11 protein-coding genes are annotated in these 12,682 nt (G+C 75.2%); 2 read left to right on the plus strand and 9 right to left on the minus strand.

The features are described from left to right. Window positions 1-4 precede the first annotated feature (4 nt). Genes OG295_RS10785 through OG295_RS10800 form a run of 4 tightly spaced genes read right to left on the minus strand, consistent with a single transcriptional unit; the run spans window position 5 to window position 4,716 of the window. Window positions 5-628: an ATP/GTP-binding protein gene (locus OG295_RS10785; RefSeq protein ID WP_371676679.1), complete on the minus strand. Its 624-nt coding sequence runs from the start codon at window positions 626-628 to the stop codon at window positions 5-7. Then, complete coding sequence (locus OG295_RS10790) at window positions 609-992, minus strand: DUF742 domain-containing protein (RefSeq protein WP_371676680.1); 384 nt, start codon at window positions 990-992, stop codon at window positions 609-611. Before OG295_RS10790 ends, OG295_RS10785 begins: the two co-directional genes overlap by 20 nt. Then, window positions 989-1,468 carry a roadblock/LC7 domain-containing protein gene (locus OG295_RS10795; RefSeq protein ID WP_371676681.1) on the minus strand — a complete coding sequence of 160 codons (480 nt, stop codon included), beginning with the start codon at window positions 1,466-1,468 and terminating at the stop codon, window positions 989-991. Before OG295_RS10795 ends, OG295_RS10790 begins: the two co-directional genes overlap by 4 nt. After that, on the minus strand, window positions 1,465-4,716 hold the full coding sequence (locus OG295_RS10800; RefSeq protein WP_371676682.1) for a nitrate- and nitrite sensing domain-containing protein: 3,252 nt from the start codon (window positions 4,714-4,716) through the stop codon (window positions 1,465-1,467). Before OG295_RS10800 ends, OG295_RS10795 begins: the two co-directional genes overlap by 4 nt. A gap of 377 nt (window positions 4,717-5,093) precedes the next feature. Here OG295_RS10800 and OG295_RS10805 point away from each other — a divergent pair, with 377 nt between their 5' ends. Further along, complete coding sequence (locus tag OG295_RS10805; protein WP_371676683.1) at window positions 5,094-5,867, plus strand: protein phosphatase 2C domain-containing protein; 774 nt, start codon at window positions 5,094-5,096, stop codon at window positions 5,865-5,867. A 51-nt stretch (window positions 5,868-5,918) separates the two neighbouring features. Here OG295_RS10805 and OG295_RS10810 read toward each other — a convergent pair whose 3' ends face one another. Both OG295_RS10810 and lon read right to left on the minus strand, forming a co-directional pair. Beyond that, window positions 5,919-6,359 (minus strand): MarR family winged helix-turn-helix transcriptional regulator, encoded by a 441-nt coding sequence (locus OG295_RS10810; protein WP_030225696.1) that lies wholly within the window; start codon window positions 6,357-6,359, stop codon window positions 5,919-5,921. 144 nt (window positions 6,360-6,503) lie between these two features. Next, complete coding sequence (gene lon, locus OG295_RS10815) at window positions 6,504-8,900, minus strand: endopeptidase La (protein WP_371676684.1); 2,397 nt, start codon at window positions 8,898-8,900, stop codon at window positions 6,504-6,506. Window positions 8,901-9,071: 171 nt separating this feature from the next. On the opposite strand from lon, the gene OG295_RS10820 reads away from it, so the two are divergent. Continuing rightward, complete coding sequence (locus tag OG295_RS10820; protein WP_371676685.1) at window positions 9,072-9,422, plus strand: hypothetical protein; 351 nt, start codon at window positions 9,072-9,074, stop codon at window positions 9,420-9,422. A 44-nt stretch (window positions 9,423-9,466) separates the two neighbouring features. On the opposite strand, the gene OG295_RS10825 is transcribed toward OG295_RS10820, so the two are convergent. The 3 genes from OG295_RS10825 to OG295_RS10835 all read right to left on the minus strand — a co-directional run bounded on the left by OG295_RS10825 (window position 9,467) and on the right by OG295_RS10835 (window position 12,648). Beyond that, entirely contained in the window at window positions 9,467-10,219 is a 753-nt protein-coding gene (locus OG295_RS10825) for a DUF4097 domain-containing protein (RefSeq protein WP_371676686.1), read from the minus strand. An 85-nt stretch (window positions 10,220-10,304) separates the two neighbouring features. Continuing rightward, window positions 10,305-11,216 (minus strand): sulfurtransferase, encoded by a 912-nt coding sequence (locus OG295_RS10830; protein WP_371676687.1) that lies wholly within the window; start codon window positions 11,214-11,216, stop codon window positions 10,305-10,307. A gap of 163 nt (window positions 11,217-11,379) precedes the next feature. After that, window positions 11,380-12,648 carry a hypothetical protein gene (locus OG295_RS10835; RefSeq protein WP_371676688.1) on the minus strand — a complete coding sequence of 423 codons (1,269 nt, stop codon included), beginning with the start codon at window positions 12,646-12,648 and terminating at the stop codon, window positions 11,380-11,382. Window positions 12,649-12,682: the final 34 nt, after the last annotated feature.

Raw genomic sequence — 12,682 nt, forward strand, 5'->3', positions numbered from 1 at the left:
CGGGCTATTCGGGGGTGGCGTCCAGCGCGTGGCCCACGAGGGTCAGCAGGGATTCGACGACCGACTTCCGGCGCCGCGCGTCCATGATCACGACGGGGACCTCCGGCGGGATGGTGAGAGCCTCCCGCACGTCCTCGGTGTCGTAGGCCTGTGAGCCCTCGAAGTGGTTGACGGCGACGGCGTACGGGAGCCCGCAGCTCTCGAAGTAGTCGAGCGCGGGGAAGCAGTCGCGGAGCCTGCGCGTGTCGGCGAGGACGAGTCCGCCGATGGCTCCGCGGACCAGGTCGTCCCACATGAACCAGAACCGCTCCTGGCCCGGGGTTCCGTACACGTACAGCACGAGGTCGTCGTCGAGGGTGATGCGGCCGAAGTCCATCGCGACGGTCGTCGTGTGCTTGTCCGGGGTGCCGGTGAGGTCGTCGGTGGGTGCGGCGGCCTGGGTCATCACCGCCTCGGTACGCAGCGGAGTGATCTCGGAGACGGAGGACACGAAGGTGGTCTTGCCGACGCCGAACCCGCCCGCGACGAGCACCTTGACGGCGACAGGCGCGCGCGAACGGTCGTACTGCCAGGGCTGGGCGGGTTCGTCGTCCAGCAGGGCGGCGGGGTCAGAGACGGCGAAGACCACTGAGCACCCTTTCCAGCAGTGCGCGTTCGGGCCGGCCGGTGCCGTGCCCGGTGCCGTAGACGCGGATCCGGCCCTGGTCGGCGAGGTCGCTGACGAGGACGCGGACGACGCCGAGGGGCAGCTTCAGGAGGGCGGAGATCTCGGCGATCGTGCGCATGCGGCGGCACACCTCGACGATGGCCCGCATCTCGGGCATGCGGTCGGGCGTCTTGGCCGGGCCGGTGTCGAGGGCGGCGACGAAGGTCTCCACCAGCAGGATCTGCGTGAAGCGGGTGCGGCCGCCCGTGAGGGAGTACGGGCGGACGCGGGCGGGGCGGCGGTCGGCGCCGCGTATCGGCAGCCGGTCGGAGGCCGTACTCCTCACGGGGTCTTCTCCATCGACTGGCGCAGTTCACTGCGGACTTCGGGGGTCAGGACGTGGCCGGCCCGGCCGACGAACAGGGCCATGTGGTAGGCGACGACGCTCATGTCGCAGTCGGGCGTGGCGTGCACGCCGAGCAGGGAGCCGTCGCTGATGGCCATGACGAAGACGGAGCCGTTCTCCATCGCCACCATGGTCTGCTTGACGGCGCCGAACTCCATGAGGGCGGCGGCGCCGGTGGTGAGGCTGCCGAGTCCGGAGACGATGGTGGCGAGGTCGGCCGAGGCTCCGCGGGGGCCCTTGGGGCGCCCCTCCTGCGGGGTGTCCGAGGCCCCCGGTTCGGAGGAGAGCAGCAGGAGACCGTCCGAGGAGACGACGGCCACGGAGTTGACCCCGGGCACCTCCTCGACCAGGTCGGTCAGCAGCCACTGCAGGTTGCGGGCCTGGGTGCTCAGTCCGTACGTACTGGGCGCGGTCATGTGCGGGCCTCCTGTGCGGTGTCCCCCTGGTCGGTGTGTCCCTGCCCCTGTCCCCGGTCCTGCGCGAGCTCGGCGGCGGCCACGCGCCGCCCGTCCTGGGCGCCCTGGTAGAACCCGCCGAGGCGACGGCGCAGTTCTTCGGCGTCCACCCGGCGCGGCTCGGGGCGGGCCGCGGCGGGGCGTCCGGCGACGGGGCCGGGGACGGAACGCGGGGTGCGCTTGGGGAGGCCCTTGTCGGTGACGGCCTCCCGCTTGGGGAGGCCCTTGTCGGTGACGGCCTCCCGCTTGGGGAGGCCCTTGTCGGTGACGGCCCCGGAGACGGCTGCGGCGACGGGTCCGGGGGTGGTCCCGCTGCCGGCCTCGGGTGCGTGGCCCGGGTGGCTGCCCTGGCGCGGTACGAAGCCGTCCTCGGCGTCGGCGACGCGCCGGTGGGCGGTCGTCTCGGAGTCGGGTGAGGCCGCGGTGAAGAGCTGCTCGGCGGGCGGCAGCTGCGCGTCCTCGTAGCCGTGGGGCTGGGGGACGACGCGGGCCAGCAGTTCCTCGGCCGGGGTCTCCGGCTCGGCGGACGCCGGGGACGGGCCGGCCGGGGGCAGCTGGGCGTCCTCGAAGGCCTCGGCCAGCGGGACCACCCGGGCGGGGGCCTCCTGGTCCGGGGCCTCGGCGGACTCCGCGGCCTCGGCGGGCTCCGCCGGGGCCTGCGCGACGGGGTCCGCGGGCTCGGGCACCCGGGGCTCGGGCACCCGGGCGTCGGACATCGCGAGCTCGGACACCTGGGAGTCAGGCTCCGGGAACTCGGAAGCCGGGGACTCTTCTGCCCGGGCGTCGGACGCCGGGGCGTCGGCAGCCGGGGCGTCGGCCTCGAAGGCTTCGGCCAGGGTGACCACCCGGGCCGGAGCCTCCGGCTCCGCGGCCTCGGGCGCCGTCTCGGAGCCCGCGAGGAGCCCCTCCGACAGCGGGCCGTCCGAGAGGACGTCGTCCGGGAGCAGCTCGTCGGAGAGCAGGCCCTCGGAGACGGCGGCGTCCGGGGCGAGGCCGTCCGGGACCTCGTCCGGCAGGACGTCGGCCCCGGGCGGCTCCTCCGCGAGGAAGCCGTCCGCCGGCGCCTCCGCCTCCGCCGTCACGGCCTCCGGGCGGAGCCTCGGCGGCAGGGTGTTCTCGTTGGCCTCGGCGACCACCCCGGGCAGCTGGAACACCGGGGCGCCCGGCGAAGCCAGGGTGTGCACCGGGGAGGCCGGCGGACCGGCCGGGAGCAGGCTCGCGGGGATGACGACCAGCGCCTCCGTGCCGCCGTGCCGCGCGGCGCGCAGCTCGGCCTTCACGCCGTGGCGCGCCGCGAGCCGCCCGGCGACGTACAGGCCGAGGCCCAGGCCGTGCTCGGCCTCGGGCTCCTCGTCGTAGGCCTCGGGGGTGGACAGGCGCAGGTTCAGCGCGTCGAGCCGGTCGCCGGTGACGCCGATGCCCTCGTCGACGACGGTCACGACGACGTCGCCGGAGTCCTGGACCAGGCCGGAGACCTTCACCTTGGCCTCGGGCGGCGAGAAGGTGGTGGCGTTCTCCAGGAGTTCGGCCAGGACGTGCGAGATGTCGTCGGCGGCGTGCCCGGCGACCTGCGTCGCGATCGGCAGGACGGCCAGGTCGACCCGCTCGTAGCGTTCGATCTCGCTGACGGCGGCCCGCATGACGTCGACCAGCGGCACCGGCAGGCTCTGCCCGTGGCCGTGTTCCTGTCCGGCGAGGACCAGCAGGTTCTCGTTGTGGCGGCGCATCACGGTCGCCAGGTGGTCCAGCTTGAAGAGGGTGGCGAGCCGGTCCGGGTCGCCCTCCTTGGACTCCAGCTCCTCGATGACCGCGAGTTGGCGCTCGACCAGGCCCAGGGTCCGCAGCGAGAGGGAGACCGAGGTCGTCGACATGACCCGGCGGTGTTCCTCCAGCCCGGCCCGCAGTTCCTTGAGTTCCGCCTCCAGCGCCTCGCGGCCCGAGGAGAGGGCTTCGTTGCGGCCGATGAGGCGGCGCCGGTCGGCGTCGAGGCCGGCGATCTTCGTGTGCAGGGCGACCGTCTGGTCCCGTACGGCGTTGAGGTGGCGCACGACCTCGGCGAACTCGTCGTTGCGGCCGGTGAAGCGCACCGGCTCGACGGAGCCCTCCGGGGTGGCCAGCCGCTCCGCGCCGCGGCGCAGCACCGACAGCGGACGGGTCAGGGAGCGGGCGATCGCGGTGGAGAAGCCGATGACGAACAGGAAGAGCACGCCGAGGCCGGAGACCATCAGTTCGAGCCGGGTCACGTCGTCGTCGCGCAGGGTGGCGAGGGCGGTGGCCCGCTGGCCCGCGAGGGTGGACTCCACCGACCGCATCCGGTCGATCCGGGCGGTGAGCGCGGTGGCGACGGCGCCGGCGTCGACCTTGCGGTCGGCCGGGGTGAGGGTGGGCCGGTCGGTGAGCCGCTTGAGGTGGTCCTCGGCGGTCTTGACCTCGGGGCCGGTGACGGTGACCGCGAGGGTCTGCCGTACGTCGGGGCGCGCGGCGCGGTTGAAGTCGTCCAGCGCGGCCTGCTCCCGGACCCGGGACCGCTGGGCGGCGGCGGTGAGTTCGTCGGCGACGGCGGCGCCCGGGGGCTGTTCGGCCCGGGGGACGGCCAGCGCGGCGAGCAGCAGTCCGCGGGTGGCGGAGGCCTGGTCGACGGCCTGGCCCAGCGGGGCCATGGGCCGGGTGAAGGCCAGGGCGGCCTCCGCGCGGGGCGGGGTGAGTTCGGCGAGCCGGTCGCCGGGCGCGAGGAGTTCGGTGATGGCGCCCGCGTAGGCCTGCTGGGCGGCGAGGGCGGTGCCCTTGCCGTCGACGGCCTCGGTGCGGACGCCCCTGATCCGGCCGAGGGCGCGGGCGAGTTCCCCGTCGGCCTCGGGCCGGATCTCGGCGATCTGCCGGTCGGTGCGCGCCGTGCGCTCGTCGACGGGGGCCTTGGCGTTGCCGGGCCGTCCCTTCGCCGCGTACTCGACGACGGCGTCGCGCTCGTCGCCGAGGAGGTGGGCGAGGGTGAGGGTGTGCTGCGTCTGTTCCGCGAGGGTGACCAGGCGCTGTGAGTCGTTCAGTTCCCTCGTGGCGGAGACGACGGCGGGGGTGCCGGCCGCGAGGACGGTGAGTCCGGCGACTGCCACCCCGATCACCAGCCTGCGGCGGACGCGGACGCGCCGTCCTGCGTTGGCGGGTCCGTCGGCGCTGGCGGTGCCGTTCTTCCGAGACCGCTTCTTCTGCACCGGTGCTCGCAATCCTGTACGTGTGCTCGTGCTCGTCTACTCGTGTGGCCGAGGTAACGGCCGGTCAACAAGTAAACGCCCCCTGCCCCCTCGTACCGCCTCAGACCTTTGCAGCGTGTTGGGAGGAGAGCCGCACATCGCCCACCCGGCCACTCGAAGGAGTGAACATCACGGAGGAGTGGCCGACCAACTCGGGCACCCCGTGTCAGGGGGCGGCCGTGGACGGGTGGTTGAAAGATCGAGCCGGGCTTTGGCACTATGCCCGCCCACATGCCCGCGGAGCCGCCCCGGCCGCGGCTCGGGTACGCACCCCGCACACACCGCGATTGGTATGGACCTTGCGGGGCCCGGGAGTTCCCGGCGGGCAGAATGTCCGTATGCGCATCGACCTGGCCTCGGCCCCCGGCAACCCGGAACGCCCCAACGAGGACTGGGTGTCGGCCGCGATACCTGCGACGGGAGGCGGCGTCCTGGTCGTGCTGGACGGAGTCACCCCGCCGCGCGGCGAGGACGGATGCGTGCACGGAGTGCCCTGGTTCTCGGCCCGACTCGGGGGCCGATTGACCGAACTGTCCGGATCGCGACGGGACATGCCGCTGGACCGGATCCTGGCGCGGGCCATCGAGGACACCGCCGACGCACACCGTCAAACCTGTGACCTTTCTCACGTCCGGACCCCGCAGGCGACGGTCCTCGTGGTGCGCTGGGACGGGGCCCGCGTGGAACACCTCGTGCTCTCGGACTCCGTGCTCCTGCTCCGCGCGCCCGACGGCGGGGTGACGGCGGTGCTCGACGACCGGCTGGACCGGATCCCGCGCGAGGTGCTCGGCTCGGTGGCGGCGACGGACGCGCTGCGCAACGCCGACGGCGGCTTCTTCACCGCGGCCGCCGACCCGGCGGTGGCGGCCCGCGCGGTCACCGGGCACACCCCGCGCGGGGAGGTGGCGGCGGTCGCGGCGCTGACGGACGGGGCGAGCCGGTGGACGGACACGTTCGGGGAGGGCGACTGGGCCGCCTGTCTGGACGTGCTGCGCGAGGAGGGTGCCGAGGGGCTGATCGGGCGGGTACGGGCCATCGAGTCCGATCCGCTGCGTCCGCCGGCCCGGCACAAGCGGCACGACGACGCCTCGGCGGTCTACGCGGAGCTCTGAACCCGCGCGGCGACCGGTCCCCCGCTCCCCGGGGCGGCCGGTTCGCCGCGCCTACTCCTCGCCGGAGTTCAGCTGGTTGAGCAGGCGGGCCAGTTCCGCCACCTCGCCCCGGTCCCAGTCGGCCAGCTTGCGCATGTACTGCTCGCGGCGGGCTCCCCGTACGCGCAGGAAGCGGGCCCGGCCCTCGTCGGTGAGGCCGACGAGGAAGGCGCGGCCGTCGGCCGGGTCCGGCTCGCGGGCCACCAGGCCCAGGACCTCCAGGGCGCGCAGCTGGCGGCTCATGGTGGCCTTGCCGACCCCGAAGTAGGCGGCGAGCTCGGTGGCCCGCTGGCGGCCGGCGGCCTCCAGCCGGACGAGCAGCCCGTACGCGGCGGGCTCCAGCTCCGGGTGGAGCGCGCGGGCCATCTCTCCGGAGGAGGCGCGGGCCCGCCGGAGGAAGACGGACAGCTCCCGCTCCAGGGCAAGGAACTCCTGGTCTTCGCTCCCGTGCACGTCCCGCTCCGATCGGTGGTGGTGTCCCCCTGCGGGCCCGCTCCGGGCCCGGTGTACGTGCCCAGTATTTCGCAGGGGGCGTGCCGACGGCCCGGGGCCCCGCCGATGCGGGTCCCCGGGCCGTGCGGAGCTCTCGTCCGCAGGTCAGGCGGCCTTGGTGAAGGAGAGCGCGGCCGGGTCCAGGGCCAGCTCCAGGACCTGGCGCACGTCCGTCACCGGGTGTACCTCCAGCCCCTCCAGAACCTCGGCCGGGACGTCGTCCAGGTCGGCCTCGTTGCGCTTGGGGATGATCACGGTGGTCAGGCCCGCCCGGTGCGCGGCCAGCAGCTTCTGCTTGACCCCGCCGATGGGCAGCACCCGGCCGGTGAGGGAGACCTCGCCGGTCATGGCCACGTCGGTGCGGACCTGGCGGCCGGAGAGCAGCGAGGCGAGGGCCGTGGTCATGGTGATGCCCGCGCTGGGACCGTCCTTGGGGACCGCGCCGGCCGGGAAGTGGATGTGCACGCCCCGGTCCTTGAGGTCGGCGACCGGCAGCTCCAGTTCCGCGCCGTGCGAGCGCAGGAAGCTCAGCGCGATCTGCGCCGACTCCTTCATCACGTCACCCAGCTGGCCGGTGAGGGTGAGCCCGGCGGCCCCCGTCTCGGGGTCGGCGAGCGAGGCCTCCACGAAGAGCACGTCGCCGCCGGCACCGGTCACGGCGAGGCCGGTGGCCACTCCCGGGACGGCGGTGCGCCGCTCCGCGGGGTCCTGCGCGGACTCCGGGACGTGGTGCGGCCGCCCGATCAGGGCGCGCAGGTCGTCGGCGCCGACGGTGAAGGGCAGCTCCCGCTCGCCCAGCTCGTGCTGGGAGGTCACCTTGCGCAGCAGCCGGGCGATGGACCGCTCCAGGGTGCGCACGCCCGCCTCGCGGGTGTACTCGCCCGCGAGGCTGCGCAGGGCCTCCTCCTCCAGCACCACCTCGTCGGCGGCCAGACCCGCGCGCTCCAGCTGGCGGGGCAGCAGGTGGTCGCGGGCGATGACGACCTTCTCGTCCTCGGTGTACCCGTCGAGGCGGACCAGTTCCATGCGGTCGGCCAGTGCCTCGGGGATGGCTTCGAGGACGTTGGCGGTGGCCAGGAAGACCACGTCGCTCAGGTCCAGCTCCACTTCCAGGTAGTGGTCCCGGAAGGTGTGGTTCTGCGCCGGGTCCAGGACCTCCAGGAGGGCGGCGGCCGGATCCCCGCGGAAGTCGGAGCCCACCTTGTCGATCTCGTCGAGGAGGACGACCGGGTTCATGGACCCGGCTTCCTTGATCGCGCGGACGATGCGGCCTGGCAGGGCGCCGACGTAGGTACGGCGGTGGCCGCGCACCTCCGCCTCGTCGCGGACGCCGCCGAGGGCGACGCGGACGAACTTGCGGCCCATGGCGTGGGCCACGCTCTCGCCGAGGGAGGTCTTGCCGACGCCGGGCGGGCCGACGAGCGCGAGCACGGCCCCGCCGCGCCGGCCGCCGATGACGCCCATGCCGCGCTCGCCGCGCCGCTTGCGGACGGCGAGGTACTCGGTGATGCGGTCCTTCACGTCGCCGAGTCCGGCGTGCTCGGCGTCGAGGACGGCGCGGGCGCCCCGGATGTCGTACCGGTCCTCGGTCCGCTCGTTCCAGGGCAGTTCGAGGACGGTGTCCAGCCAGGTGCGGATCCAGGAGCCCTCCGGGCTCTGGTCGCTGGCGCGTTCGAGCTTCTCGACCTCCTTGAGGGCGGCCTCGCGGACCTTCTCGGGGAGGTCGGCCGCCTCGACGCGGGCGCGGTAGTCGTCGGACTCCTCGCCCTCCTGCTCCCCGTTCAGCTCGCGCAGCTCCTTGCGGACGGCTTCGAGCTGGCGGCGCAGGAGGAACTCGCGCTGCTGCTTGTCGACGCCGTCCTGGACGTCCTTGGCGATGGACTCGGCGACGTCCTGCTCGGCGAGGTGGTCCCCGAGCGCCTTGACGGCGAGCCTGAGGCGGGCGACGGGGTCGGCGGTCTCCAGCAGTTCCACCTTCTGGGCGGTGCTCAGGAAGGGCGAGTAACCGGAGTTGTCGGCGAGCGCCGAGACCCCCTCGATCTGCTGGACCCGGTCCACGACCTGCCAGGCGCCGCGCTTCTTGAGCCAGCTGGTGGCGAGGGCCTTGTACTCCTTGACGAGCTCGGCGACGGCCCCCGGCAGCGGGTCGGGCACCTTCTCGTCGACGGTCTCGCCCTCCACCCAGAGCGCGGCCCCGGGCCCGGTCGTGCCGGCCCCGATCCTGACGCGCCCCCGCCCGCGGATCAGCGCGCCGGGGTCCCCGTCGGAGAGCCTTCCGACCTGCTCGACGGTCCCCAGCACACCGGTGCCGGTGTACTTGCCGTCGACCCGGGGAACGAGCAGCACCCGGGGTTTCCCGCTCCCGGCCGCCGCCTGCGCCGCCTCCACGGCTCCGCGCACCTCGGCGTCGGACAGGTCCAGCGGAACGACCATTCCGGGCAGCACGACCTCGTCGTCGAGCGGCAGCACGGGCAGGGTGAGCGTTACGGACGTCGAAGCCATGATCTTCCCTCCGGCAGTGAAGTTGAGCTATGCCGACTCAATGCACCTGCGCCCCGGGATGTTCCCCAACTTCCGTTCGCCGGGGGCGAACACCTGCGCGGAGGCCCCCGGGGCTGCTGTGAGCTGCGAGTTCTCCACCCGAGAAGACCGGACGAAGAAGGGAGGGCGGCCATGACCGTCCCCGAATGCCCGCGCTGCGGGCGGGAGCTGGCGTCGTTCGAGGTCCTGCGGCGCAGGGGCCTGTGGGGTGGCGGCGCGCCGCGGCCGCGGAGCGACGAGGAGTGGTGGAACTGCCCCGGCTGCGACTGGCTGGCCGTCCGGCACCCGCAGGACGGCCCGCTCCGGCCGATGCGGCGGCTGGAGGGGGACGAGGAGGTGTGCGTGTTCTGCGGGTTCGAGGGGAACGTCGCCGGAGTCCCGTGGCGGCACGAGGACGGCGGGATGCGGGACTGGATCGTCTGCCTGGCCTGCGGCACGAGCAACCAGCGCCGCGTCGGGGCGCCCCCCGACCCCTCCCGCTGAACACGGGAGGTCCCGGCCGTCCCGGGACGGCCGGAGGGTCCGCGTCAGCCGGAGACGTGGAGGTCCCCCGAGGTGGTGCGGAAGGACAGCCGGGAGGGTGCGGCGGGGGTGGAGGCCAGGGTGACGTCACGGTCGCCGGAGGTCGTGGAGGCCGTCACCTCGTACGGGGCCTCGGGCAGCCGGGCCCGGACCTCCCCCGAGGTGGTGGTGACCGACAGGGAGGCCGGGGGCGCGGCGAAGCCGACGGTGGCGTCACCGGAGACCGAGCGGATCTCGGTGTCGGGGGCGCGCAGGGCGGTGGCCTCGATGTCGCCCGACGCGGTACGGATCCTCAGCGGGCCGGAGATCCGCTCGGCGCGCACGTCCCCGGAGTCGGAGGTGACCTCGGCGGCCGCGACCCCCGCCACGGTGATGCGGCCGCTGCTGTTGTCGAGGCGGACCTTCGCGGAGGCGGGCACCTCCAGGCGGTAGTCGACGTAACAGGAGTCCGCGCAGCCCGCGGTGAAGGTCAGCACGCCGTCGGAGACCCGCTGACCGGGCTCGGGGGTCCGGTCGCCGCGGTAGTGCACGGTCCGGTGGACGCTCACCCCCGGGCCGGTGCCGGGGGTGACCTCGATGGAACCGCGGCGCGCGTCCGTCACCTCGACCGCCGTGACGGCCTCGTTCACGGTGGCGTCGGCGGTGAGGCTCCTGGACGTGCCGCCGGGCAGGGAGCAGCCGGCGAGGAGGAACGCGGCGACGGTGACGACGCCGAAGGCCTTCCGGCCGGGGCGGGCTGACGCGGTGTGGGCTGGCATGCCGCCCAGTCTCGCGGCCCCGGGGCCGCCGGGCCCTGGGGCCGGTACCCGGAGCCGGGGTGGGGTTATCCCCCGGTCGGGGCGGTCAGGGGCCGGAGGTCACCGGGCGGTCCGGGGAGGGGAGGCCCCATTCGCTCCAGGAGCCGTCGTACACCGCCAGCCCGTCCTCGCGGCCGGCCAGGGTCGCGCCGAGGGCGAGGACGCAGGCCGTCACCCCCGAACCGCAGCTGAAGCAGAGGCGTTCGCGGTCGCCCGCCACGGTGGCGAACACCGTACGCAGCTCCTCCGTCGTCCGCATCCGCCCGTCCGGCCCCTGCAGTTCCCCGAACGGCAGGCTGACCGCGCCCGGCATGTGACCGCCCCGCAGCCCGGGCCGGGGTTCGGGGGCGGTGCCCTCGAAGCGCTCCCGGGTGCGGGCGTCCAGGACGGCGGCCGCCGGATCGGCCAGCGCCGCCGAGACCGTGGCGGCGTCGACCAGCAGCCCGGGGCGCGGCCGGGCGGTGAAGGAGCCGCGCGGGCCCCCGTACGCCGCCGGGGCGTCCTCGACGGGCAGGCCGGCGGCGGTCCAGGCGGGCAGGCCCCCGTCGAGGACGGCGGCGCGGGTGAAGCCCATGGCGCGCAGCATCCACCAGGCGCGGGCGCTGGAGTAGATCCCGGCGCCGTCGTAGACGACCACGGTGTCGGTGTCGTCGAGGCCGAGGCCGCGCATGGCCTCGGCGAACTCCGCGGCGGCGGGCATGGTGTGCGGCGCGGCCGCGGTGTGGTCGGACAGGACGCCGTCGAGGTCGAAGGGCCGCGCGCCGGGGATCCGCGCGGGGGCGCCCCGGTGGACGCCGACGGAGGCGTCGAACAGGACCGGCCCGGTCCCACCGATCCGCTCCGCGAGCCACTCGACCCCCACGAGCGGCCCGAACGCGGCGGGGTCCGGACCGGCGGGGTCGGGGCCGGCGGGGTCGGGGCCGGCGGGGTCCGGACCGGTGGGGTCGGGTGTGGGCATGCGGCACCTCCGGGTGGGCGTCGGGCCCCGCCCGCCCGGGCGTGCCGCCCGACGGGTGTCTGACGCGGGTCGCACCATCCTCCCCCGGCCCCCGCCGGACCCGGCAACGGGCCCCGGCCGAGGGCGAGTCGGCCACGAGCGGCCCGGCCGGACCCCGCCCGGCTCAGTCGCAGCCGCCCGCCCTCGCGTACACCGCGACCCGGGCCCCCCGCACCGGCGTCACCGAGCAGCGTTCGAAGCCGGCGGCCAGCGCCTCCCGCTTGGCGGCCTCGCGCGGGTACGGGTCCAGGGGCTGCCCGTCCGGGTCCAGCAGGGCGACCACCCGGGGCGAACCCAGCAGCGCCTCCCGGATCCGCTCCGGGGGCAGTTCGGTGCCCTGGAGGGTGTCCGAGGCCTCCGGGGAGCGTTCCAGGGCCACGTCGCGCAGGCCCGCGTAGGCGGCGGGCGAGGACAGCAGCCACTCGCGCCGCCGCGACGGCATGAACAGCACCGCGTCCCGGGGCCGGGCCCGCTCCCGGACGGCGGCGGCCACGGCGAGGACGTCGTCCTTGCGGCTCTCGGGGGTCCGCAGCCACACCGACCACCAGCCCAGGGGCACCAGCAGTACGGCGACCAGCAGCCAGGGCCGCCACCCGCGCGCACGGGCGAGCCGGGCCCCGACGAGGAGGGCGGGTCCGGCGAGCGCGTAGAGGACGTACCGGTCCACGTACCAGGGGTGCACCAGCGACAGCGTCATCAGCAGTCCGGGCGGCAGCAGCGCCAGCGGTACGGCGACCCGTGCCAGGTCCGCGAGGCCCCGCTCGCCGGCGCCCCGCGCGAGCAGCAGCACCGCGCCCGCGAGCACCCCGTAGGCCGCCCAGTCCTGCCAGGAGGGCCGTCCGAGCCAGCCCAGCTGCGCCCGCGCCTGTCCAGCGCTCAGCAGTGCCAGCGGCGCCAGCCCGGCCACCACGGCCGCCGCGCTCCACCGCCAGCCGCGCGAGCGACGGGCGACGGGGGCGTGGGCGAGCAGGGCCAGGACGGCGAACTCGTGCAGCCAGCAGCCGAGGAGCAGCACGGCGGCGTAGGCGGCCCACCGACGGCACAGCATCAGGTGGGTGGCCCAGACCACCGCCGCCGCGACGAGGGCGTACGAGCGTCCCTCCTGGGCGTAGGCCTGTACGGGCGGGAGCAGGGCGTAGGCGGTGCCGGCGAGGAGCCCGGCCCGCTCCCCCGCGAGGCGGTGGGCGATCGCGGCCACGCCGGCGGCGGCGAGGGCGGCGCCGGCCACGGAGGGCAGGCGCAGCGCCCACAGGCCCCCGTCCCACAGGCCGAAGACCGCGTGCATCAGCAGGTAGTACAGGCCGTGGACGGCGTCGACCCGTTCGAGGAGTCCGCCGAGACCGGCCAGGGGGCGGTGGGCGACCTGCCAGGTGGTGGACTCGTCGCGCCACATGCTGCCGCCGCCGGGGCCGCGTTCCAGTGCGAGG

It is taken from the genome of Streptomyces sp. NBC_01276, from assembly GCF_041435355.1.
Taxonomy (GTDB): domain Bacteria; phylum Actinomycetota; class Actinomycetes; order Streptomycetales; family Streptomycetaceae; genus Streptomyces.